Source organism: Candidatus Magnetaquiglobus chichijimensis, assembly GCF_045865675.1.
Taxonomy (GTDB): domain Bacteria; phylum Pseudomonadota; class Magnetococcia; order Magnetococcales; family Magnetaquicoccaceae; genus Magnetaquiglobus; species Magnetaquiglobus chichijimensis.
Genome location: NZ_BAAFGK010000004.1, coordinates 481335 through 504169 on the forward strand (window position 1 = coordinate 481335; position 22835 = coordinate 504169).

Consider the following 22835-nt stretch of genomic DNA (forward strand, 5'->3'; position numbering starts at 1 on the left):
ATGATGCGGATGCAGCCCGGTCCAGGGTGCTTTTGTCGGTCGATGAATGTCTGGTGATGCGATGAACACGATTCTGATTGTCGATGATGATCCGGTAACCCGGATTTTCCTGGAGGAGATGTTGCTTCAGGGTGGGTATCGCGTGGTTTCGGCATCCAACGGCGTGGAGGCTCTGGAGCGGCTGGAAGAGCGATCCTGCGATTTGATTCTGATGGATATTCTGATGCCGGTGATGGATGGGTATGAAGCGACCCGTCGCATCAAGAAGCGCAGCGCGTCGGGATTTTTGATTCCCGTGATTTTTCTGACCTCGGTGCAGACCGATCAGGAGTTGGCCTGTTGTCTGGAGTGTGGCGGGGATGATTTTCTGAACAAGCCACCGAATCCGATTCTGTTGAATGCGCGCATCCAGGTCTGGTTGCAGCGCGCCGACATGGCCAATCGGTTGGCGATCGATCGATTGGATGTGGAAAATGTCATTCTCAAGATGCGTTTGGACCATCATTTCGATCCGCGAGGATTGAGGGTGCTGATGACCCCTCTTGGCAGAACCACGGGTGACATCGTGCTTTCCGCCCGTCGGGGGGATGGGGTTCACTGTTTGATGGTGGGTGATTTTGCCGGACACGGACTTGCGGCGGCGATTTGCGGGCCTTTGGTTTCCGATTTGTTTTATCGTCTGACCGAGCAGAATGTCGATCTTTGGACCATTATATCACAACTTAACAATTTGATCTACACCCGCATGCCGATCAATATGTTTCTGTCCGCCGCGTTTCTCGAATTGGATCGAACGCGCGGCGTGCTGCATGTCTGGAACGCCGCGTTTCCGCCGGTGGTGCGGATCCGGGCAGGCAAGGCGATGGATCGATTCCCCGCCAGTCTGCCTTTGCTGGGAATTTGTGCGGAGTTGAGCGTTCCCGCGCAGCGTTGCATGGGGGAGTGGCGGGAAGGCGATCGGATCTATCTGTTTTCGGATGGAAGCCTGGAGACGCGTTCGGAGACCTGGGAGTGTTTTGGAATGGAACGCATGGAAGCGTTTCTGGAGCGTGAAATTTTTGTGGGGGGAGAGTTGGAAACCATATTGCCAGTTCTCGAGGCTTTCAGTGGTGGAAAAGAGCGGCTCGACGACATCACCATGGTGGAGGTTCTATGATCGAGATCGAAGAGTTGAGCGGCAGAGTCGTGGTGACACTGCCGGAGGAGTTTTCGTACCGAATGTATCGGGAGTTCCGTGATATCTATCAGCATCGGGAACCTGGCGTGCAGTACGACATCGACTTCAATCTGGTCAAGATCATCGACAGTTCCGCCCTGGGTATGCTGTTGTTGATGTACGAGTTTTGCAAGGGCAATGACAGTCGTATCCGGTTGTTGCGGTGCAACAACCGGATTGCCGGGGTGTTCGTCTATTCATCGATCGACACACTCTTTGAGATCGACCAGAACGGGGTGTAAGGGAAACTTCGGCTCGGACAGCCAAGCTGGCAACCGTTTTGCCGAGCGGATCATGACGATATCGGCCACCTGTCGCCTACAAAAACGCAATGTCCTGGCATTTCTGATCGAGGCTGTCGAGGCTCGCCTTCGAGACAAACCGGCATCCTCACGGCTTCCATCCCTGGAAGTTGAAGTCATTCAGTCCGTTTGAAGCGCTTTACTGATCTGGACGGTTACACCGTGGTTTGACGGCGTTATGGGGATGGGGGCGGGAGGGGGTGGGTCATTCCGCGGGGTTTCGGTTGTGTGCCGGTTTCTTTGAGTCCGGCTTGCATGTGAATGGTGTCGTTGTGCAGAGGCATGAATACGACAAGAATTCCTGCTTGGCATGTCAAAGGGGATGATGTAATCTTGAAACGAATACAGGTCATCGTGAACGTGCATGACGGGGGGATTCCCCCCTCACCCCCGCGTGGTCCTCCTGAAGGGCGTGCCACGGTCAAGAGATGAGGTGCGATTCGACATGCGAACCGTGGATGGGTCAACACTGCTGATTGTCGATGACCTTTCGGAAAATCTTTCCATCATCAGCGATCTGTTGCAACCGTATTACGAGGTGCGCGCCGCGACCTCGGGGGGAAGGGCGCTGCGGATCGCATCGGGTGATACGCCACCCGATCTCATTCTGCTGGATGTCATGATGCCCGACATGGATGGGTATCAAGTGTTCGAACAACTGCGCCTCAATCCGAAAACTCAGAATATCCCCGTCATTTTCATCACCGCCATGGATGGATCGGCTGCCGAATTGCGTGGTCTGACCATCGGCGCCGTGGATTACATCACCAAACCGATCGTGCCGGCGCTCCTTCTGGCGCGGGTTCGCCTGCAACTGGAACTCAAGCATGCACGGGATCGGTTGGCCAATCAGAATACCTGGCTGGAGAACGAAGTCAACCGACGCATGGCCGAGAACGAGCGCATGCAGAGCGTTACGATCCATGCGCTGGCCCACCTGGCCGAAATTCGCGATCAGGAGACCGGGCATCATATCGTTCGCACCCAAAGCTATGTTCGGCAACTGGCCTTGAGCCTCCAGGCGCGCCAGCGACCGGACGACGATCTGACCGATGCGACCATTGCCATGCTGGTCCGCAGCGCTCCCTTGCACGACATTGGCAAGGTCGGGGTTCCGGATGACATTTTGCGGAAACCTGGTCCTCTCTCGGAGTCCGAATGGATCATCATGCGCGCCCATGCCCGAAAGGGCGCGGAAGCCATCGCTCTGGCACAACAGGATGCCGGACAGCCGGTCCCCATCCTTGAAATGGCCAGAATCATCGCCTGCTGGCATCACGAACGCTGGGACGGATCGGGATACCCGGATGGTCTGGCGGGTCGGGAGATCCCGTTGCCGGCCCGATTGATGGCCGTGGCGGATGTGTTCGATGCCTTGATCTCGCCGCGCGTCTACAAGCGGGCGCTCTCTTTGGAACAGGCGCGGATCATCATCGCCGAGGGGAGGGGCAGGCATTTCGAACCGGATCTGGTGGATGTTTTCTTGAGTGATTTTGACAAGTTCTGTGAAATTTTCACCCGTTTCCCGTGAGGTCATGCCATGCTGCAAACTGGACACATCCTGCTGGTGGAGGACGAGGCGTTGACGTCCACCATCATTCGCGAACTGCTCGAAGCGCAGGGGGCTCGGGTCACGATCTGTTCGGACGGGGAGACGGCCTGGGAACATCTGGATGCCAATCCGTCGGGATACGATGTCGTTCTTCTGGATCGCATCATGCCGAAACTGAATGGGATGGAATTGTTGCGACGCATCAAACAGGATACCCGTCTGGCACATATCCCGGTGATCCTTGAGACGGTGCAGAGCGATCACGAGAGTGTGCGCGAAGGGTTGCAGCAGGGGGCGTACTATTATCTGACCAAACCATGGCAGGCACAGGTTCTGCTGGCCGTTGTCAAGACCGCCTTGCAACAGTGTCTGGAGATGCGGAATCTGGTCGAGCGGGTGCGATGCGCGGAGCGTCCCCTCAGTCTGATGCAATCGGGCGTGTTCGCTTTCCGCGATCTGGAAGAGGGGCGCCTGCTGGCCAACCATCTGGCCCATGCCTGTCCGGAACCGGAACGGGTGATCATGGGGTTGCAGGAGTTGTTCGTCAATGCCGTCGAGCATGGGAATCTGGAAATCTCTTACCAGGAAAAGGGGAACCTGCTTTTGTCCGGCGAATGGGAAAAGGAGATCAAGAGACGTCTGCGGTTGCCCGAACTCCGGGACCGCATGGTGGAGGTACGGTTCGAACGCGGCCCGATCTCGTTGCAGTTTACCATCCGGGATCAGGGGTGTGGCTTCGACTGGCGGCAATATCTCGATTTTGCTCCGGAACGGGCTTTCGATCTGCATGGTCGGGGGATTGCCATGGCTGGCAAGTTCAGCTTTGATGGCCTCGATTATCAAGGGAATGGCAATATCGTCACAGCCGTGATCGTCGCACGGTCGGAGCGGGCGGATGGGTGAACGGAAGGTGCGCATGTCCAACGACGGGGAGGGGGATGTCGCCTCGTTCGGCCTGGATGTTCAGGGCAGCATTATGACTGTTGTCATGGTTTATTTTCTGTTCGCGGCCTTGTGGATCCTGCTTTCGGATCGCGTGGTGATCTGGTTGTTTCAGAACCCGGAGCACATTCTGCTGGCCAGTACGGTCAAGGGATGGTTGTTCGTGGTGGTCACGGCGCTGCTGCTGTATGGCATGTTGCGTCGCCTGCCCTTGGCCGGTTCCGAGAAGACCGTGACCCGAGGTCGCTTCAAACTGATCCTGTCGTTCGTCGTGGGAGGCATTTTGTTGGTCGTGGGGGCCAGTACGGTCTACACGCTCCAGAACCATCACGAGATGACCTTTTCCAGACTGCGCATCATCGTCGATCTCAAGGCCAGACAGATCGGCGACTGGTTGAACGAAAGGCTGGACGATGTTGCGCTTGTGCAGAAGAACGCCGAATTTGTCGAACTGCAAAAAGCCTGGTGCGCCGATCAGGAGCCGACGGCCAGAGAGCGAATCGTCGCCAGTTTGGATCTGCTGCGTCGCAGCCATGGCTATCAGAGCGTGGTTTTGTTGGACGCCGGCGGCCATTCGCTCAACGATTCCGGAGAATGGGAGTCCTTTTCCGAGCCGCTCTGGAACGAATTCGTCACGATGCACGATGCCGATCGGATCCGGGTCGATCTTCGCCTGGATCGTTTCGGAAAACCGAGTCTTTTCATCGTCGCGCCGTTGGGTGACGTATCGCCCAGGGCCTGGATCGGTTTTCAGGTGGATCCGACCGTGTGGCTGTATCCCATGCTACAGTTCTGGCCCATGCCCGATATCAGTGGCGAAACCTTGTTGTTCCGGGCCCGGAACGGGACGGTGCAGTTTCTCAATGCGCTGCGTTATCATGCCGATGCCGCGCTCAAGCTCCAGCTTCCCTTGGAACGCGGCAACCTGCTGGCGGTACAACTCCTGAACGGAGATGTGGCGCATGGTCAGATCATGAAGGGGCGTGATTATCGTGATGTTCCGGTTTACGGGGTGGCCCACGCCATTCCCAAGACCGATTGGCATCTGGTTGCCAAAATCGATCAGGCCGAGTTGTATCGGCAGATGACCGCAACCTCGGCATGGATCCTGTTGGCCGGGGTGTTGGCGGTCTCCGCCGCCGTGATGGCGATGGTCCTGTTGCGTCGTGGGGAACAACTCGCGGTGGTCGCCGAGCTGCATCGCGCCCAGGAGGAGCGTTTGCGGGCCTTGCAACTGCTCGATGCCATTGTGGACAGTTCGGAAGATGCCATTTTCGCCAAGGATCTGGACGGACGTTACATTCTGTTTAACAAGGCCGCGGGCGGATTTGTCGGCATGGCCGCGCACAGGGTGTTGGGGTTGGACGACGGGACGTTGTTTCCGGCTGAGCAGGCCGAGATGATCCGTTCCGCCGATCGCAGGGTGATCGCCGAAAAACGCTCGATCATCCAGGAAGAGCGCCTGGCCACGCATCAGGGGATCCGGTTCTTTTCCGCATTCAAGGGGCCGCTGCTGGATTTGCATGGCCAGATCATCGGATCGTTCGGCATTTCGCGGGACATCACCGAGCGCAAGCAGGCCGAGGAGAGTCTGCGTCAGAGCGAGGTGCTGTTTCGTACCCTGTTTCAGACCGCGGCGGTATCGATCATCCTGTTCGACAAGGAGACCGGAACGATCCTGGATGCCAATCGTCGCGCCTTGGCCTCGTATGGTTTTGAAACCCTGGCCGATCTTCAAGAGAACGCATTCAGGATCGAGCCGCCCTATTCCCGGGAAGATGCCTTGAAATGGATCCGCAGTACATCGTTCGAAGACAAGCAGCGGTTCGAATGGAAGAATCGCGACCGTCATGGGGTGGAGTTCTGGGAAGAGGTGTTGCTCAACGCCATTCTGATCGATGGCATGGAGCGGATTATGGCGGTGTCGATCGACATCACCGCACGCAAGAACATCGAAGAGGAGTTGTTGCGTTTGACCGTGGAGACCATCCAACGCAATGAGGAGTTGGAACGGTTCAACGAAGCGATGGTGGGGCGGGAGCTGGTGATGTTGGAACTCAAGCAGGAGATCAATGCCTTGAGTCGGGAGTTGGGACGGGAGCCCCCGTATTCCCTGGCGTCGTCGGAGCGGGCGGTGACGCTTGGAGAGGAGCGATGATCGAGTCCCGCCTGGTCGCGAGAGCGTCGGTGATGCCGGTGGTGACGGTCATTCTGGCGGCGGTGATCGGTGTGTTGTTTTGGGTCGGTTGGGAAGAGAACCTTGGCAGGCGCGCGTGGGGATGGATCGGCTTTTGTGCGTCGCTGTTGCTGGTGGGAGGGCTCGCCGTTCGGAACCTGTGGGAAAAAGCGGTCAGGTTGCAGAGGGCCGATGAACGGTGGCAGACCGAATGGCTGGCCGTTCGGGAGCGATCCAGGGTTCATGAAATTCTGTTCGAACATCTCTTCGACCATGCGGCGACGGGGTTGGCCCTGCTGGATCCGGATGGTCGGTTTCTGCGGATCAATCCGCGCCTGTGCGCGATCCTGGGCGAATCCGAAGCGGCGTGGACAGGGCGCAGGTTTTGGGAGTGCGTCGATTCCGGAGGGGTTCCCCCGGATTGGAGCGCGCTGTCGAACGGTGTGGACGGGGTGCTGGACACCCGGTGTCGGAGGGCCGATGGGGTGAGCGTCTCGATTCGCTGGAGCCTGTTCTGGCCTCGTGACGCGAACGCGCCGATTCGACAGGCGGTGCTGTTCGCGGAGGAGAACGACGGGCACGGAACGCCGGAACAGATGTTCAAGGAGGCCTCCGTTCAGATGCTGGAATTCTTGAAACTGGCGGGAATCGGCATCTGGCAATGGGATATCGCTGCGGGTCGTCATGAGTGGTCGGAGGCGATCTATCACATCTACGGGCGGGATCCGACCTTGCCGCCTGCCGTCTATCCGGAGGTGGCCGGATATTTCACGCCAGAGTCGTGGCGTGGACTATCGGCCCAGGTCGAGGTGTGTCTGCAAAGCGGGCAGGAGTATGAATACGAAGCGGAAGTGATTCGACCGGATGGGGAGCGTCGCTGGATCGTCGCCAGGGGGATGGCCCGGCGGGACGGGAACGGGGTGGTCACGAGCCTGTTCGGAACGGTGCAGGATATCACGATGCGGAAACAGGCCGAGTGGTCGCTGCGCGAAAGTCAGAAGGAAGCGCTCGAAAAACAACGACGCGGGCGACTGGCTGCCCTCAATCTGATGGAGGATGCCATTCGGCAACATGCCCGCGCCGAAGCGGTGAACGTCCGGTTGCAGGAGAGCGAGCATCATTTGGAGCGGGTTGTGGACATGCGTACCCGGCAATTGGCTCAAGCCAAGGATGATGCCGAGGCCGCCAACCGGGCCAAGAGTGCGTTTCTGGCCAACATGAGTCATGAAATACGCACCCCGATGCATGCCATTCTCGGACTGACGCATCTGTTGCGTCGGGATGGGGTGGCGTCGCGTCAGGCCGAACACCTCGACCGGATCGAGGTGGCCGCGCAGCACTTGTTGGCGCTGCTCAACGACATTCTCGATTTGTCGAAGATCGAGGCCGGGAGTATCCGGCTGGAAGAGAGGTCTTTCGCCTTGCCATCCCTGCTGGACCACATTGTTTCGCTGATTTCACCGCTGGCGCGCGCCAAGGGATTGCGGGTGGAGGTGGAAGCCGTTCCGGAGGTGATGTGGTTGCGCGGCGATTCGACCCGATTGAGTCAGGCCATCCTGAATTATGCCAGCAATGCCGTCAAGTTTACCGAGAAGGGGAGCGTCGGACTGGGTGTCCGGGTGCTGGAAACGAACGATGCCGGCATGCGTCTGCGTTTCGAGGTGCGGGACACGGGCATCGGGATCGCGCCGGAACAGGTGTCCCGATTGTTTCAGGCGTTCGAGCAGGCGGATCCTTCCACGACGCGCCGGCATGGTGGAACCGGTCTGGGGTTGGCCATCACCCGACATCTGGCCGTTCTGATGGGTGGGGAGACCGGTGTCGAGAGCGTGCCTGGTGAGGGGAGTCTGTTCTGGTTCACCGCGGTGCTGCGACAGGGGTGCGCGGACGTGGACGACGATGTGTTCGCGACGGAGGCGGGGGAGTTGGAGGCGCATCTTCCCGCTGTGATTTCCGCTAGGCCCCTGCTGTTGGTGGAAGACAATCCAGTCAATCTGGATGTGACCCGTGAGATGTTGCAGGGGTTGGGTTATCGCGTGGATACCGCCGAGAATGGTCATGGCGCCGTTGAAAAGGTGCTTGCCAATCGATATGCCCTGGTGTTGATGGACATGCAGATGCCGCTGATGGATGGCGTGGAGGCGACGCGACGGATCAGGCAGGGGTTCGCGCCCTCCGATCTGCCGATTCTGGCCATGAGCGCCAACGTCTTCACCGAGGATCGGGAGGCGTGCCTGGAAGCGGGCATGAACGATTTTATCGCCAAACCCGTGGTTCCGTCGCTTCTGAACGCCAAATTGCGTCGATGGTTGCAGATGGTCCCGCCCGATGGGGTGGACCGGACGGCGGCGGCGACGACGGCGACTGCGGCAGCCGACGACGCGCCTCAAAAGAGCCGGCTGTTGTTTGAACTCTCCTTGTTGTCCGGTGTGGATCTCGAACAGGGATTGTCCGTGGTCAATCGGGATGGCGGTAAATTTCTGGCGCATGTACACCGTTTTCTGGCAGATCACCGCCTGGACATGGATCGGGTGGGCGAGGCGCTGGCGGGCGGGCAACGGGAGCAGGCGAGCCGGATCGCGCACCGGTTGCGCGGCATCGCCGCGACCTTGGGACTCGTGGAGATCGCCGAGTCGAGTCGTTCCCTGGAGCAGGCCTTGCGGCACGGGGTTGCGGATGCCGACTGCAAGATCCTGACGGAGCGTTGCCGACTGGCGATTCTGGATCTGGAGCGACAGACGGAGCGGCTGGATCCGGATGGTTGGTCGGCGTTCCAGGATCCCGTGTCGGAAGTTCCGGATGCGTCGTCCGCGGTTGATTGCGTGAATCAACTGGTCGGGTTGCTTCGGGAGGACAATACCCGTTCCGGTCGTTTCGCCAGACAGCATGAACGGGAGTTGCGTCGTCTGTTGGGCGAGCGGTGGTCGCTTTTTATGGAGCAGATCGATCGATTCGATTTCGAGGCCGCCCTGGTGACCTTCAACCGTGCGATGTGATGCCCCGGATCGCTTCCGGATCGGTATCCAACGGCAAAGGGGGCTTCCCTGGAAAGCGAATGTGGCGTAAGATGATTCGCTGGCCCGCACGGCCCTTTTTTTCGTTCGTGCGTCCGTTATCCCCGACCTCACAAGCTACGCCAAGGCATCATTCATGTACAAAAAAGCTCAAAAATACCCGAACTTTGTTCAAATCGAACAAGATATGCTGGATTTTTGGAAAAAGAAGCAGATTTTTCAGAAATTGAAAGACAAAAACAGCCAAGGCGAAGTCTGGTCGTTCCAGGATGGTCCCATTACCGCCAACAATCCCATGGGCGTCCACCATGCCTGGGGACGCACGCTCAAGGACATCTTCCAGCGTTACCACGCCATGCAGGGCAAACGGTTACGCTATCAGAACGGTTTTGACTGTCAGGGGTTGTGGGTCGAGGTCGAAATCGAGAAGGAACACGGTTTCGCCTCCAAGAAGGATATCAAGGCGTTCGGCATCGAGCGGTTCATCAGCGCGTGCAAGGAGCGGGTGCTGACCTTTGCCGCCAAGCAGACCGAGCAATCCATCCGTCTGGGCTATTGGATGGACTGGGACGACCCCGACCAGTTGCGACGGCTCCGCGATGCGCTTCGCGCCGGCGCCGAGCAGGTGACCTATACCGCCGCCAACGGCCAAACGATCACCGCATCGCCGGAATCCATCATTGGCGCGCTCGGCAGTCCCGAGTTCGGAGGCAGCTATTTCACTTTTTCCAACGAGAACAACTATACCATCTGGTCCTTCTTGAAGAAGTGCCACGAGGATGGCCACATCTACCGAGGCACCGACGTGATGCCCTGGTGTCCCCGCTGTGGCACCGGTCTGTCGCAAATGGAGCTGGCCGATGGTCGCAAGATCGTCGAGCATGACGCGGTTTACGTGCGTTTCCCCCTGCGCGACCACCCTGGCGAGGCCTTCCTGGTGTGGACCACCACGCCCTGGACCCTTACCTCCAACGTCGCGGTGGCGGTCAATCCGGAAATGACCTATGTAAAGGTTCGCCACAAGGATTGGATCTATTACGTCGGCAAGGAGAATCTCCATTCCAAGCGCCATCAGCTCCTGGAAACCGAGGGGGTCAAGCAGCAGGCCAGGCTTCCCGCCCTCGCGCAACTCCTGCAAGGGCAGGGGGGGCATGTGGAGATCCTGGGCGAAATTCCGGGCAGTGCGCTTCTCGGCATCGCCTACCACGGTCCCCTCGACGACCTGGAGGCCCTGAACATCCCCGGTGGCGTCACCCCCTTCGGTCCGGCCAAGGGGATCGAACAGACGGCCACCATGGCCCATCGCGCCATTGCCTGGAAGGAGATCACCAGCAACGAGGGTACGGGCATCGTCCACATCGCCCCTGGCTGCGGCAAGGAGGACTACGACCTGGGTCGGGAAAACCATCTCCCTGTCGTCGCCCCCCTGGATGAGAACGGCGTTTTTCAGGACAAATTCGGAGCCTATGCCCATCTGCCCGTCAAAACCGCCAACCAGAACGTCATCACCGCCTTGAAGGAGTCGGGACGGCTGGTGGCCAAGGAGCGCTATCCCCACGTCTACCCCCACTGCTGGCGCTGCAAGACCGAGCTGGTCTATCGGCTGATCGACGGCTGGTACATCGACATGAGCTGGCGTGACCGGATCCAGGCCGTGGTTGGGAGTGTGCGCTGGATTCCCGGCGACGGCGAGGCCAGGGAACAGGACTGGCTGCGCAACATGGGGGACTGGCTGATTTCCAAGAAGCGCTTCTGGGGGCTTGCCCTGCCGATCTGGGAGTGTTCCTGCGGCTGGTTCACCGTGATCGGTGGTCAGGAGGAGTTGGCCGCCAAGGCGGTGGCGGGGTGGGAGGCGTTTCAGGGACATTCGCCCCATCGTCCCTACATCGATCAGGTCAAGATTGCCTGCGAGGCGTGCGGTGGCCACGCCCACCGTGTCGAGGACGTGGGCAACCCCTGGCTGGATGCCGGCATCGTCCCTTTCAGTACCCTCAACTATCGGCGGGATCCGGAATACTGGCGGCAATTCTTTCCCGCCCATATGGTCATCGAGTGTTTTCCGGGGCAGTTCCGCAACTGGTTCTACTCGTTGCTTGCCATGAGTGTCAAACTGGATGGTCGGGCGCCGTTCCGCACCCTGCTGGGCCATGCCCTGGTTCGGGACGAGCGGGGCGAGGAGATGCATAAATCCGCCGGCAATTCCATTCTTTTCGACGAGGCCGCGGATGTGCTGGGGGCCGAGGTGATGCGCTATCTGTACGCCTCCCAGAACCCCTCCGTCAACCTCAACTTCCCTGACCTGAAACACAAGGATGGCCATGTCGTCCACACGGACGCCGAGGCGCGCCGCAAGCTTCTCGTCTTCTGGAACTGCTACAGCTTCTTCGTCTCCTATGCCACGCTGGATGGGTGGACCCCTGGTCCGGAGGATCCCTTGCCCGCGCAACGGGAACCTCTGGATCGCTGGATCCTGAGTCGCCTGCAGGGACTGGTGAAACAGGCGCACGAGATGTTCGAAGCCGTCACCGTCTACCGTCTGGTCGCCCATTTCGAGAGTTTCGTCGAAGACCTTTCCAACTGGTATCTGCGTCGTTCGCGTCGTCGCATCTGGGGCAATGGCCTCAATCCCGACAAACGGGCCACCTATGCCACCCTGCACGAAACCCTGGTGACCTGTCTGGAGTTGCTCGCCCCCATCCTGCCCTTTTTCACGGAGGCGATTTATCAGAATCTGGTCTGCTCTGTGGATCCCAAGGCGCCGGAATCGATCCACTTGCGCCCCTATCCCCAGGTTGACGCGACGCGCGTCGATGCAGGGTTGGAGCAATCCATCGACATCGCCATCCGCATGAAGAACATCGTGCTCAACCTGCGCAACGAATGTCAGATCAAGGTCCGTCAGCCTTTGAACCGCATGGCGATCTTCACCAACGTCCCGGCGGAACGGGTGGTTCTTGGCGAACCCGATCTCCAGGCGCAGATCCTGGAAGAGTGCAACATCAAGGAGATGGATCTGCTTGCCTCCGCAGATCAAACCGGTGTCCGCATCTCGGTCGTCCCCAACTACAAGACCCTGGGGCCCAAGACCGGTTCCGCCATGCCACGGGCGGCGGAGGCCATTGGCCACCTCGACGCCATGGCCCTGTATTGGAAGGTGATCGTCGAACGCGAAACCTGGCCTCTTCCCATGCCGGACGGCACGGTGATCGAACTCACCGCCACGGATCTCAAGTTCTCCTTCGACGCGGGCCAGGGACGCATCGCGGTCTGGGATGGCGGTGTCCTGGTGGTGCTCGACATCGTGATCACGCCGGAGTTGGCCCACGAAGGGTTGGCCAGGGACTTCAATCGCGTGGCGCAGAACATGCGCCGGGAGATCGGTCTGGACATGAACGACCGCGTTGTCATCGTGTTTGATGCCCCTGCCGCCGTGGTCGATGCGGTGCGCGTCCATGACGACTATCTCCGTGGCGAGTTGCTCGCCGAGGTGATTCGGCACCAACCGGGTCTCACGGCGGAGACGACCGCCTCCCTGGCAGGTGGAAAGGTGACGCTTCACATGGAGAAGGTCGCGGACTGAACCGCATTCGGTTTGAAATGTGTGGTTTTGACCATTGAAGAAACTGAATCCAAATTCAACGAACGGCCATTTTCCCCAGGCAATCCGCAACGCCAGAAAACGCCTGGCAGAGGCCATGCTGGATTGATTTGAGGGGGAATAAGGGCGGTATGGCAGGCGGATTGGCAGCCATGCCGCCCGCATGTCCCATGCTGAACTCTTGACCTCACCGATCGGTCAGACACTCCGACCGCTTCCAGATTCGCAAGTATGCTTTGGATCGCATCCACGCATCCAAGTCCCCCACGGACCCGGGGGCTCCCGCCATATCGACAGCTTTTCATCTTTAAAACCCATTGTATCTTCTCCTGATCAGGCGTTCACACCGACATTTCGCGCCAATGGTTCCAGACCACCCGCGAACCCTTGTCCAACGGCCCGGACTTTCCATTCCGATCCGTTGCGATAACTTTTTCCGAAGATCGTGGACGGTTCCGGTCGAGGCGTCTTCGGAAAGGTCGTATCGGGCGATTCCGGCATCTCCAGCGGGTATTCGAGGATCGAAGGGCGGTGCATTACGTTTCGAGGTGTGTGAACCCGGCAACCTGAATCCAAGCTGGATGCATTCAAAAAAAGTGTGTGTTGCCGCTCTGGATCGGTTCATCCGCCCGAGCCGGTTGTTGGATCATCGGACTCCGCTGTGTCGTGATGGTGTTACATTCTGTCATGCGAATGAGGCGCACCGGCACGGGTGATTGTTGTACAAATTGTTGAAACAAAATAATAAATTCTTAATTATCTCGGTTTGCTCCCCGTTTTTCGCCTTCCAGAACGTTACAGCCAGGCCATGTTTCTTTTGCTGTTAACTTGTTGTTAACAAAAAACAAAACAGACCAAACAATCTGGCCTGACCGTTGCCATTATAATGGCGTCCCGCGCACCTCATTCACAATCACGGATAGGGGATGAAACGTTCCCATGTACGCGAGCCGTATCATGAACGGTGTTGCGCGGTCTTCCCTGTCACCGGATCACCATGAGCCTCTTTTTCGGTTCAGCCGACATTTGATGGAGGTGGTCAAGGCCCTGGTTGGGACCGTATCCCGAATCAGAACATTGCATATGGATATTGATTTTCTTATTTCCGCCTAACACAACCGATCGAGGAGACAAACATGATCAGAAATATCGTAGAACTATTTTCTCAATTCATGGCGGGAGATCCATTTTATGATGCAGTGGAACTGTATGATAGCGGGAATCGTTCAGAATCCCTCAACAAGTTCGAGGAGATTGCTGGTTCGTCATTTCCGGAGGTTGAATACAATATTGCGGTGATTCGCGGAGAGATTCTTGAAAAATAGAAGCGTGCTGTTGGTAGCGTCAAATAAATCTCATTGGATATCATGAACATCATCTGATTGCGAGAAAGGATAACGAACGAGATGGAAAACAAGGAACTGCTTCATCTGGGCGCCAATCTGGCCGTGGCCTGTTTCATCGGGCTGGCGATCGGTTTGGAACGCAGCATCACCAAACGCGGCATGGAACGCCGTCTCGGCATCCGGGATTTCATTCTGGTGGCCATCATGGCGTTCATATCGAGCATGTTGCAGGTGAAGTCTCCACTGATCTGGCCGGTCGCGTTCGCCGGCGTACTCGGCTTTTCGCTGGTCATCACCTATTTCGAGAACATGAAAAGTTCGCCGGGTTTGAGTTCGGCGCTCTCTTTGCCGATCACCTTCCTGATGGCCGGTTTGGGCAATCTGGAGGTGGATCTCTGGTTCGTGGCCACGCTGCTGTTCGTCATGTTGCTGATTCTCGGGATGAAGGAGCAGTTCCACACCTTCAGCGAGAACATGAATCGCGCCGAACTGATCGATTTGGCCATCCTGATCGCCATTACCATCACCATCACGCCGTTGATCCCCAAGGATGCCGCGCTGCCGGTGCCGCTCTTCAGCTACATCGACGGTCACTGGAGCACCACCTTTCACAAGATCAATGTCCTGATCTTCTGGAAGGTGGTCATCATGGTGAGTCTGATGAGCTTCGGATCCCACTTCATCACCAAGTACATCAAGGGAAGGAATGCCTTGCTGCTTGCCACCTTTTTCGGTGGTCTGGTCTCCTCGCTGGCCACCATCATTCTGCTGCTGCGCAAGGATCCCAGCGGTGAGCGGAAGGAGTTGAGCCCGCGCGAGGTGTTTCTTGGCTTCGTGGCCGCCAATACCGGTTCGATCACCAAGGACATGGTGGTCTTTTTTGCGGTGATCGGTTCGGCCACCTTCGAGAAATATCTTTTCCCCATGGCATCGACCCTGGTGCTGTTCGCCTCCATCACCATGTATTCCTTCGCTCATGCGGAATCCGAAGAGATCAAGATCACCGATCGTCCATTGCCGTTGAGTTTCGTCACCAAATTTTCGTTCGTGTTTGCCTGCGTCATGGTGTTCATGGCGATGGTGACGCACTATCTTGGCAGCGATGCCACCGTGATCGCTTCGTTCCTCTCCGGCATCATCAGTTCGGCGGCGGCTCTGGCCGCAGTGGGCAACTCGCTGATCAGCAACGACATCTCTTTGCAAGTGGGCGGTTGGAGCGTCATTGCCGCGCTCCTGGGTAGCATTTTCGCCAAATATATCGTCATCGCCAAGCGGGTTGGATGGAATCACAGCTATCCATTCGCCATTCCGGTCGCCGCTCTGGCGGGCGTGGGGTCGCTGACCTTGTGGACCACCCTCAGTACCTTGCACTGAATCGGATCCACGGGTTACCCTGTGATCGCCAGGATGACTGGATGAATATCTTTGTCAGCAGGCGGTTGATCGGTGTGCATGGCCACGGGACAAGTCGTTCCTTGTCAGGTGGCCATGCCATCGCGGCGTGGCCAACGGGGTGTTGGCACGCCTCGCCCACGCCGTTGGATTGGCGTGTGCAGTTTGTGCATCGCTTGCAACGTGCTCTCGGTATGGAAGAGTTGGCGTATTTGGAATGGACCCGTTCGGGAAGGGATGTTTCGGGCGTGAATCGTCTCCTGGCATGGTGTCGGGTGTTCGTGGCGACCTGGGTCGTGATCCTGGCGGGTCTGTTCTTCACCCTGACCGCCTCCTACAACGTCCGGCAACTTCTGGAAATCAACTTTTCCAAGGAGTTCGAATGGGTTGCCGAGAGTCGGGTTCGTGCGCTGCAACAGGAGTTGCATCGGTTGTTCGAGGGGTTGCGCATCTATGGCCCCCTGATTCAGATCGCCTCTTCCGGAGGTGATGTCCACTACCAGACCATTCGTAACGGTCTGGATGCCCATTTCCCCTATCTGCATCGGCTGTATCTGTTGTCCTTCGTATCCGGTTCGGCCAGCCTGATCCAGGTGCCGACCGTTTCCGACGCCCCGGATTCGCGACTGGACGCCAAGAGCGGAAACTGGTTGAAACATCCTGACTTTGGCGAATTGTTCCTCAAGGCGGCCCGGACTGGACGAGAGGTGGCCGGGGAGCGGATTGTGCTGGCGGAGCAGAAACGCGAGCACGGATTTCCCGTGGTGATTCCCATTGGCCAGATGTCGCACGTCATCGACACCGGGACCGACGCATCGGGTACGGTGACCGGTTTTGTCCTGGCCATCGTCGATATCGACAAGCTGGTCTCCTCCTCGTTGGGACTTTTGGAACCGCGCGGCATCGACGTGGTGATCCACGACGACTCCGCGCGTGCGCAGGAGGGCAATCTGGAGGTTTACACCAGTCGTCTCTCCAGTCGCCGCAATGTGTCGTCTTCCCTGTCCGCGTCGGACGCGGTCGTCCGTCAGGAACACCCCTTTTTGCAACGGGTCCGGGTGGTGGAGGTCGCCGACCGCAGTTGGAAGGTGTTCTGCATCGCCATTCAGGAGTTTCGCAGCGCCGAGGCGTTTCGGGGGGGACACTGGATCGTGCTGATCGGCGGCATCGTTTTCACCATGCTGCTGGCCACCTACGTGCATCGGGGGAAGCTGACCTTCCTGTATCGTGAACGTATGGAACGGGAACATCTCAGAAACGTTCACCTGGCCTCGATCGGTCTGATTTCGATGAGCGTTGCCCACGAGATCAACAATCCGAATCATGCCATCCTGATGAATGCCTCGCATCTGTTGGATGTGTGGCAGGACGTGATTCCCGTGCTGGATGAATACAGCCGGGAGAACGGCGATTTTTCGCTGGGCAAGCACTCCTATCGGACCTGGCACGCCCATCCCGAGAAGATGATCCGCCGGATCGTGCAGAATTGTGAACGGATCCGGCAAATCGTGGTCAATCTGAAATCCATGGGACGCTGCGATCAGGGCAATCTGAACGGGTTGGTGGAGATTCCGCCGTTGATCGACGCCTGCCAGCAGATTCTGCATGACCGCATTCAGCGTTTCACCGACCATTTTCAGGTCTCCCTGGAGAACGCGCTTCCGCCGGTGCGCGGCAATGCGCAACTGTTGGAACAGGTGCTGCTCAACCTGATCGTCAACGCCCTGGAGTCCCTGCCGGATCGTTCCCGGAAGGTGATCGTCGCCGCGGTCCGAGATGTGGAATCGGGTCAATTGCGTCTGGACGTCATCGACGAAGGGAGCGGCATTCTGTCCGAGGATCTGGAGAGGATTCGCGATCCGTTTTTCACCCGCAAGGCGCAGCATGGCGGAACCGGGCTCGGACTGTCGATTTCCGAATCGATCATCCGCAACCATCAGGGACGGATGGTGATCCATTCGCGGCATGGCGTCGGTACGCGGGTATCGGTATTTCTGCCGTTTCTTGTCAACCTTCCGTGACGGTTTCCGAAACATGATCAAACGTGGCCGAGAGTCCCTGCCGGTTCTGCTCGTGGACGACGAGAGCACGGTGCTCGAGAGCGCCGAGGCGGTGTTGCAGGGGGCGGGCATCGAGTCGATCGAGTTGTTCGAGGGCGGAACGACGGTGATGGAGCGCATGCGTCACGGTCCGGTCGGGGCGGTGGTGCTGGATCTGTTCATGCCCAACCTGTCCGGAACCGAATTGCTGCCGATGCTGGTGAGCGGCTATCCACATGTTCCGGTGATCATCATCACCGCGGCCCAGGATGTGGATATCGCGGTGCGTTGCATGAAGGAGGGCGCTTTCGACTATCTGGTCAAGCCGATCGACGACAAACGTTTCTCGATCACGATCCGCCATGCCCTGGAGGTGCGTTCGCTCAAGACCCAGGTCGATACGCTCAAGCATTATCTGATCACGGATGATCTGCGACATGCCCACTCCTTTTCCGGGATCATCTCACAGAGCCGCAAGTTCCGCGCCTTGTTTCAATACGCCGAAGCGGTGGCTCCCTCGCCGGAACCGATCCTGATTTCGGGCGAGACCGGCGTTGGCAAGGAGAAGTTCGCCGAAGCGCTGCACCACTTGAGCGGGTTGCCGGGCCGCTTCGTGCAGCTCAATGTCGCCGGACTGGATGAGACGTTGTTTTCGGATACGCTGTTCGGGCATCGCAAGGGGGCCTTCACCGGCGCGCATCAGAACCGGGAGGGGTTGGTGGCCCAGGCGGTGGATGGGACGCTGTTTCTCGACGAGATCGGTGATCTTTCCATGGCGTCGCAAGTCAAACTGCTGCGCTTGATCCAGGAGCAACGCTACTATCCGCTCGGATCCGATGTGGCCAAGAACAGCCGGGTGCGGATCATCTGCGCAACCAATCAGAATCTCGACCGGTCGATGTTGGCCAATCAGTTCCGGGCGGATCTTTATTATCGGCTTTCGGTGCATCAGATCCAGATTCCGCCGTTGCGTGACCACAAGGAGGATATCCCCCTGCTGGTGCGGCATTTTCTGGAAGAGGCCGCCACATCCATGCACAAGAAGGCGCCGATCGTGCCCGGCGAATTGATCACGCTGCTGAAGAACCATTCGTTTCCGGGCAATGTGCGTGAGTTGCGCGCCATGATCTACAACGCATTGGCGGTGCATCGTTCCGGCCCGTATCTTTCCATGGAGAGTTTTCGGGAGTTGTTTCAGAAGCGGCAGGCGGAAGGGGACCAGGCGGGGCGCATGGATCTGGACTCCGGGCAGAATTCTTTGCGAATTCTCGAACAGTTTCCAACGTTGCGCAACGCCGAAGCGATCCTCATCCGGGAGGCGCTCAGGCGGGCTGGAGGAAATCAGGGTACGGCGGCCCTGTTGTTGGGGATCTCCCGGGTGGCGCTGAACCGGCGTTTGACCCGCTTGAGCACCCAGCCGCATTGGCGGGAGTTTCTGAACCAAACCCTGCTGCACGGGGAATCGCCCGATGATGGATCGGAGGCATGGTGACACGGCAACCTGAATGCAATCGGAGGCCTTCAAGAAAAGGGGGTGTCACGACGGTCGGGTAACACGGCAACCTGAATTCAATCTGGATACCTTCAAGAAAAGGTGGGTCGCGCCCCGGATTGCGGGTGAATCTTCGCGCTTTGTCAGCCAAATGTCAGGAAACGCGGATAGACTTCCCTTTCATGAGGTTTTGGTCGGCCATGCCTGGTCGGCAAACAGGGTGAGAAAGGAGGTGTGCCGTGCGCGTTTCCAAGGTGTCGTCATGGATCGGGTGTCTGCTGTCCGGGGTGTTGATGGTCCCAATCCCGGATGCCAACGCCATGGAACAGCCGCCCCTGTCCACGGGACAGACGGTTTACGTGCCGGTCTACTCCTCGGTGTTGCACGGCAATTTCAACGACCGGGGCAGACCGGAACAGGCGCTGCTCTCCTCCATGCTCAGCGTTCGCAATACCGATCTCCATCACGCGATGACCATCACGGCGGTGGATTACTACGACTCCACCGGTCAACAGATACGCCGCTACCTCTCCAAACCGCAGCTCCTTCCCCATCTCGCCACCGCCGATTTCTTCGTCGAAAACCGGGATAACAAAGGTGGAACCGGCGCCAATTTCATCGTCATCTGGCACGCCGAACAGCCCATCGACCAGCCGATGATGGAAACGGTACAGGTCTACCACTGGGGTACGCAGTCCCAGGCCTTCACCAGTCGCGGACAGGTGATCCATGCGACCAATCCCAATGCCAAACCCGAAGCCCCCCAAAAACCTTGAGCCTACGCATTGAGGAGCCCCTTGTCCGCCATGCCAATATCAGGGCGATCTTTTTTTGGGCACACGGCGTTCACACTTCCTGAGGGGGTGACCCCGGAAGAGGGCGCTTGAGGAGGGATCCATGCAGAACAAACCCATGAAGGTGGTGATCTTCGGCGCCGGACTGGTCGGCGAGGCGGTGGGTCGGCACATCGCCGAACAGGGACACCATCTCTGTTTCATCGAATCCAACCTCAACACGGTGCGCAAGATCCGTGAACAGATGGACGTGCAGATCGTTCATGGCTCGGCGGAAGATCAGGACACCCTGCGGGAGGCGCGGGTACGGGAGGCGGATCTGATCCTGGCGATCACCAATCAGGACAAGAGCAACATCATTCTCACCCTGATCGCCCGTTCGCTCAACCCCACGGCCAGGATCGTGACGCGGGTGAAGGATGACGCCTTCTTGAACAATCATCAGCTCTGGCAGTCGCGGGATCTCAACGATACCCTGATCATCAGTCCGGAGCGGGCGGTGATCGAGAAGGCGATCAACATCCTGGATGTTCAGCACGCCTTCGATCTGGTCGAATTTCTGGACAACAAGATCCGGGTGGCCTGTTTCCGGCTCGGTTCCGACAACGTGCTGGCCGGCAAGCCGTTGCAGGCGGCGCGGGCGGAATTGCCGTCGAAGCAGATCCTGATCGTGGGCGTGGAACGGGGCGACGAGGTGTTCATTCCCAGCGGGGATACGGTTCTGGAGACCGGCGACCGGATCTGCATCACCCTTCCCGAGGGGATCGAACTGCCGGTGATCCTGCCTCTGCTGGGCAAGAGCCATCGTTCCAGACAGAAGTTCGTCATTGCCGGCGGATCGCCGATCGGCGTCAACATCGCCCGTCAGCTCGAACAGCGCGGTCGTCAGGTGGTGGTGATCGAATCGGATTACGAACGGTGTCAGATGCTCACGGAGATGCTGTCCAAGTCGGTGATCCTGCACGGCGAGGTCACCGACACGGCACTGCTCGGACGCGCCATCACCCCGGAGACCACGCTTCTGGCCACCACGTCGGTGCAGGAGGTCAATTTTTTCATTGCGCTCTGGGCGCGCAAACGGGGCGCCATGCAGGTGATCAGCATGATGGACAACGAGGCCTATTTCTCCCTGGCCCCGGAACTGGGGGTGGATGCGATTTTAAGTCCCCGCGCCGCTGCCGTGGGTTCGATCCTGCGATTCATCCGCATGGGGCGGGTGCTGGATTCGGATATTCTGCTGGGCGGAAAGTTGAATCTGTTCCTGACCGAAATTCAGGCCGGATCCCGTCTGGATGGTCCCATGCTCAAGGAGGCATCGCTGCCCGAGGGGGTGATCGTGGCCGCGTCGGTGCGTAACGACCGGATCGAGGTGCCGCATGGCAACCTGCGCTTGCAACAGGGGGATCAGGCATTGTTCGTGGTGCAACCGGGCAAGGCGCCGCTGTTGGACAGGTGGATTGCACGCAATACCCGGTGGCCAACCCTGTTCTAGCCGCCCCGCATGAACCTGCAACTCAACCTGCGCATCATCGCGGTGATTTCCGCCATGCTGGGACTCTTTCAGCTTCCCGGTCTGGCGCTGGCATGGCACCTGGGAGAACGACTCGCCCCGTCCGCCTGGACCCTGGTGATCACGTTCACCCTTGCGCTGCTCTACATGCCTTCGCGAGGCCAGCTCTTCGGCGGCGGGGTGAATGCCCGCGACGGCGTGGTGGCGGTGATTCTGGGTTGGATCGTCATGATTCTGCTCGGTTCCCTCCCGTACTATCTTTCGGGCACGATGCGCGGCGTGGACGCGATGTTCGAATCCGCCTCGGGCTTCACCACCACCGGTTCCACGGTGCTGGCCGATGTCGAGGCGCTACCCCAGGGGCTGTTGTTGTGGCGCAGCATCAGCCAGTGGATCGGCGGCATGGGGATTCTGTTGCTGGCGGTGGCGATTCTGCCCTATCTGGGGGTGGGCGGAGCCCAGATCATGAAGGCGGAGATGCCGGGGTTCAGAAAGGACAAGCTCGCGCCCCGGATCGCGGATTCGGCGCGCATCCTGTGGGCCATCTACGTGGGGCTGACGGTTGCATGCGTCCTGGCTTACCATCTGGCGGGCATGTCCTCCCTGGATGCGCTGCACCACGCCTTCACCACCATCTCCATCGGCGGATTTTCGCCGAAGAACGCCAGCATGGGGGCCTATGGTCCGGCGGTGCAGTGGTGCGCCATCGTGTTCATGATTCTGGCGGGCATCAACTATGTTCTCTACTTTCAGTTGATCTTTCTCGGGGAGTGGCATTCTCTGCGGGATGAGGAGTTGAAGTGGTATGGCATCATCATGCTGGTGGGATCGCTCTTCTGCACCCTGGAAGCGTTTGCCTCCACGGCGGCCAAGAATCTCCACGATGCCCTGCTGCATGGCCTGTTCCAGGCGGTGAGCCTGGTGACCAATACCGGCTTCGCCAACGTGGACTGGGAGACCTGGCCGCTCTATGTGCAGATTATTCTACTGACCATCGCCATCACCGGGGCCATGTCGGGATCCACCACGGGTGGCATCAAGATCGTGCGGGCCATCGTGCTGTTCAAGGTGCTTTTCGCCGTGATCAACCGCATGCTGACCCAGGAGCGGGTCATCGCCATCAAGATCAACGGCAAGCGGATTCCGGCGGAACTGCTGGACAGCGTGATGGCCCTGGGATTCGCCATGACCCTGACCGTGGCGGCGGCGACCATCATCCTCACCTCGTTGAATCTGGACCTGGCCACCGCATTTTCCGCCACCCTGGCGACCCTGATCAACGTGGGTCCGGGAATCGGTCTGGTCGGACCCATGGAGAATTTCGGCGCCATTCCCGATCCGGGCAAATGGCTGTTGATCGTGCTGATGGTGACCGGACGCCTGGAGGTGTTCACCGTGTTCATTCTGTTCGTGCCTCATTTCTGGAAACCGGACGCCATCCTGAAATGATGGGTTGACGGAT

General features: G+C 58.7%; 13 protein-coding genes and 4 pseudogenes. 16 read left to right on the top strand and 1 reads right to left on the bottom strand.

The window, feature by feature from the left end:
* Positions 1 to 61: 61 nt before the first annotated feature.
* From ACOY6C_RS06510 to ACOY6C_RS06550, 9 genes and pseudogenes are all read left to right on the top strand, one after another.
* Positions 62 to 1156, top strand: a complete 1095-nt coding sequence (locus ACOY6C_RS06510; RefSeq protein ID WP_420904677.1) for a SpoIIE family protein phosphatase — start codon at positions 62 to 64, stop codon at positions 1154 to 1156.
* Entirely contained in the window at positions 1153 to 1458 is a 306-nt protein-coding gene (locus ACOY6C_RS06515) for an STAS domain-containing protein (protein WP_420904678.1), read from the top strand. Before ACOY6C_RS06510 ends, ACOY6C_RS06515 begins: the two co-directional genes overlap by 4 nt.
* Positions 1459 to 1963: 505 nt before the next feature.
* Positions 1964 to 3049: an HD-GYP domain-containing protein gene (locus ACOY6C_RS06520; RefSeq protein WP_420904679.1), complete on the top strand. Its 1086-nt coding sequence runs from the start codon at positions 1964 to 1966 to the stop codon at positions 3047 to 3049.
* 9 nt (positions 3050 to 3058) lie between these two features.
* A complete protein-coding gene (locus ACOY6C_RS06525; protein ID WP_420904680.1) occupies positions 3059 to 3973 on the top strand; it encodes a response regulator in 915 nt (304 codons plus the stop codon).
* Positions 3966 to 6170, top strand: coding sequence for a PAS domain S-box protein (locus ACOY6C_RS06530; RefSeq protein WP_420904681.1), 2205 nt, complete (start codon positions 3966 to 3968; stop codon positions 6168 to 6170). Before ACOY6C_RS06525 ends, ACOY6C_RS06530 begins: the two co-directional genes overlap by 8 nt.
* A 32-nt stretch (positions 6171 to 6202) precedes the next feature.
* Positions 6203 to 7153, top strand: a pseudogene (locus ACOY6C_RS06535) (PAS domain S-box protein); the annotation flags it as partial.
* A 135-nt stretch (positions 7154 to 7288) separates the two neighbouring features.
* Positions 7289 to 8077: pseudogene (locus ACOY6C_RS06540) on the top strand (ATP-binding protein); the annotation flags it as partial.
* Positions 8078 to 8167: 90 nt separating this feature from the next.
* A pseudogene (locus ACOY6C_RS06545) lies at positions 8168 to 9184 on the top strand (response regulator); the annotation flags it as partial.
* Positions 9185 to 9389: 205 nt separating this feature from the next.
* Positions 9390 to 12782, top strand: a complete 3393-nt coding sequence (locus ACOY6C_RS06550; protein WP_420904682.1) for an isoleucine--tRNA ligase — start codon at positions 9390 to 9392, stop codon at positions 12780 to 12782.
* 351 nt (positions 12783 to 13133) lie between these two features.
* On the opposite strand, the pseudogene ACOY6C_RS06555 reads toward ACOY6C_RS06550, so the two are convergent.
* Positions 13134 to 13293 (bottom strand): annotated as a pseudogene (locus ACOY6C_RS06555) (TerD family protein); the annotation flags it as partial.
* Positions 13294 to 13936: 643 nt separating this feature from the next.
* Between ACOY6C_RS06555 and ACOY6C_RS06560 the strand changes: the two are divergent.
* The 7 genes from ACOY6C_RS06560 (at position 13937) to ACOY6C_RS06590 (ending at position 22822) form a co-directional block, all read left to right on the top strand.
* Positions 13937 to 14125, top strand: a complete 189-nt coding sequence (locus ACOY6C_RS06560) for a hypothetical protein (protein ID WP_420904683.1) — start codon at positions 13937 to 13939, stop codon at positions 14123 to 14125.
* Between the two features lie 81 nt (positions 14126 to 14206).
* Positions 14207 to 15520 carry a DUF4010 domain-containing protein gene (locus tag ACOY6C_RS06565; RefSeq protein WP_420904684.1) on the top strand — a complete coding sequence of 438 codons (1314 nt, stop codon included), beginning with the start codon at positions 14207 to 14209 and terminating at the stop codon, positions 15518 to 15520.
* Between the two features lie 266 nt (positions 15521 to 15786).
* Positions 15787 to 17559, top strand: coding sequence for an ATP-binding protein (locus ACOY6C_RS06570; protein WP_420904685.1), 1773 nt, complete (start codon positions 15787 to 15789; stop codon positions 17557 to 17559).
* Positions 17560 to 17572: 13 nt separating this feature from the next.
* Positions 17573 to 19069: a sigma-54-dependent transcriptional regulator gene (locus ACOY6C_RS06575; protein ID WP_420904686.1), complete on the top strand. Its 1497-nt coding sequence runs from the start codon at positions 17573 to 17575 to the stop codon at positions 19067 to 19069.
* Between the two features lie 239 nt (positions 19070 to 19308).
* Entirely contained in the window at positions 19309 to 19845 is a 537-nt protein-coding gene (locus ACOY6C_RS06580; protein WP_420904687.1) for a DUF3124 domain-containing protein, read from the top strand.
* A gap of 121 nt (positions 19846 to 19966) precedes the next feature.
* A complete protein-coding gene (trkA, locus tag ACOY6C_RS06585) occupies positions 19967 to 21355 on the top strand; it encodes a Trk system potassium transporter TrkA (RefSeq protein WP_420904688.1) in 1389 nt (462 codons plus the stop codon).
* A gap of 9 nt (positions 21356 to 21364) precedes the next feature.
* Positions 21365 to 22822 (top strand): TrkH family potassium uptake protein, encoded by a 1458-nt coding sequence (locus ACOY6C_RS06590; protein ID WP_420904689.1) that lies wholly within the window; start codon positions 21365 to 21367, stop codon positions 22820 to 22822.
* The last annotated feature ends 13 nt before the right edge of the window (positions 22823 to 22835 follow it).

Coding starts and splice junctions, on each gene's coding strand:
- ACOY6C_RS06510 (WP_420904677.1), top strand. CDS start 62: ATGAACACGATTCTGATTGTCGATGATGATCCGGTAACCCGGATTTTC.
- ACOY6C_RS06515 (WP_420904678.1), top strand. CDS start 1,153: ATGATCGAGATCGAAGAGTTGAGCGGCAGAGTCGTGGTGACACTGCCG.
- ACOY6C_RS06520 (WP_420904679.1), top strand. CDS start 1,964: ATGCGAACCGTGGATGGGTCAACACTGCTGATTGTCGATGACCTTTCG.
- ACOY6C_RS06525 (WP_420904680.1), top strand. CDS start 3,059: ATGCTGCAAACTGGACACATCCTGCTGGTGGAGGACGAGGCGTTGACG.
- ACOY6C_RS06530 (WP_420904681.1), top strand. CDS start 3,966: ATGGGTGAACGGAAGGTGCGCATGTCCAACGACGGGGAGGGGGATGTC.
- ACOY6C_RS06550 (WP_420904682.1), top strand. CDS start 9,390: ATGCTGGATTTTTGGAAAAAGAAGCAGATTTTTCAGAAATTGAAAGAC.
- ACOY6C_RS06560 (WP_420904683.1), top strand. CDS start 13,937: ATGATCAGAAATATCGTAGAACTATTTTCTCAATTCATGGCGGGAGAT.
- ACOY6C_RS06565 (WP_420904684.1), top strand. CDS start 14,207: ATGGAAAACAAGGAACTGCTTCATCTGGGCGCCAATCTGGCCGTGGCC.
- ACOY6C_RS06575 (WP_420904686.1), top strand. CDS start 17,573: ATGATCAAACGTGGCCGAGAGTCCCTGCCGGTTCTGCTCGTGGACGAC.
- trkA (WP_420904688.1), top strand. CDS start 19,967: ATGCAGAACAAACCCATGAAGGTGGTGATCTTCGGCGCCGGACTGGTC.
- ACOY6C_RS06590 (WP_420904689.1), top strand. CDS start 21,365: ATGAACCTGCAACTCAACCTGCGCATCATCGCGGTGATTTCCGCCATG.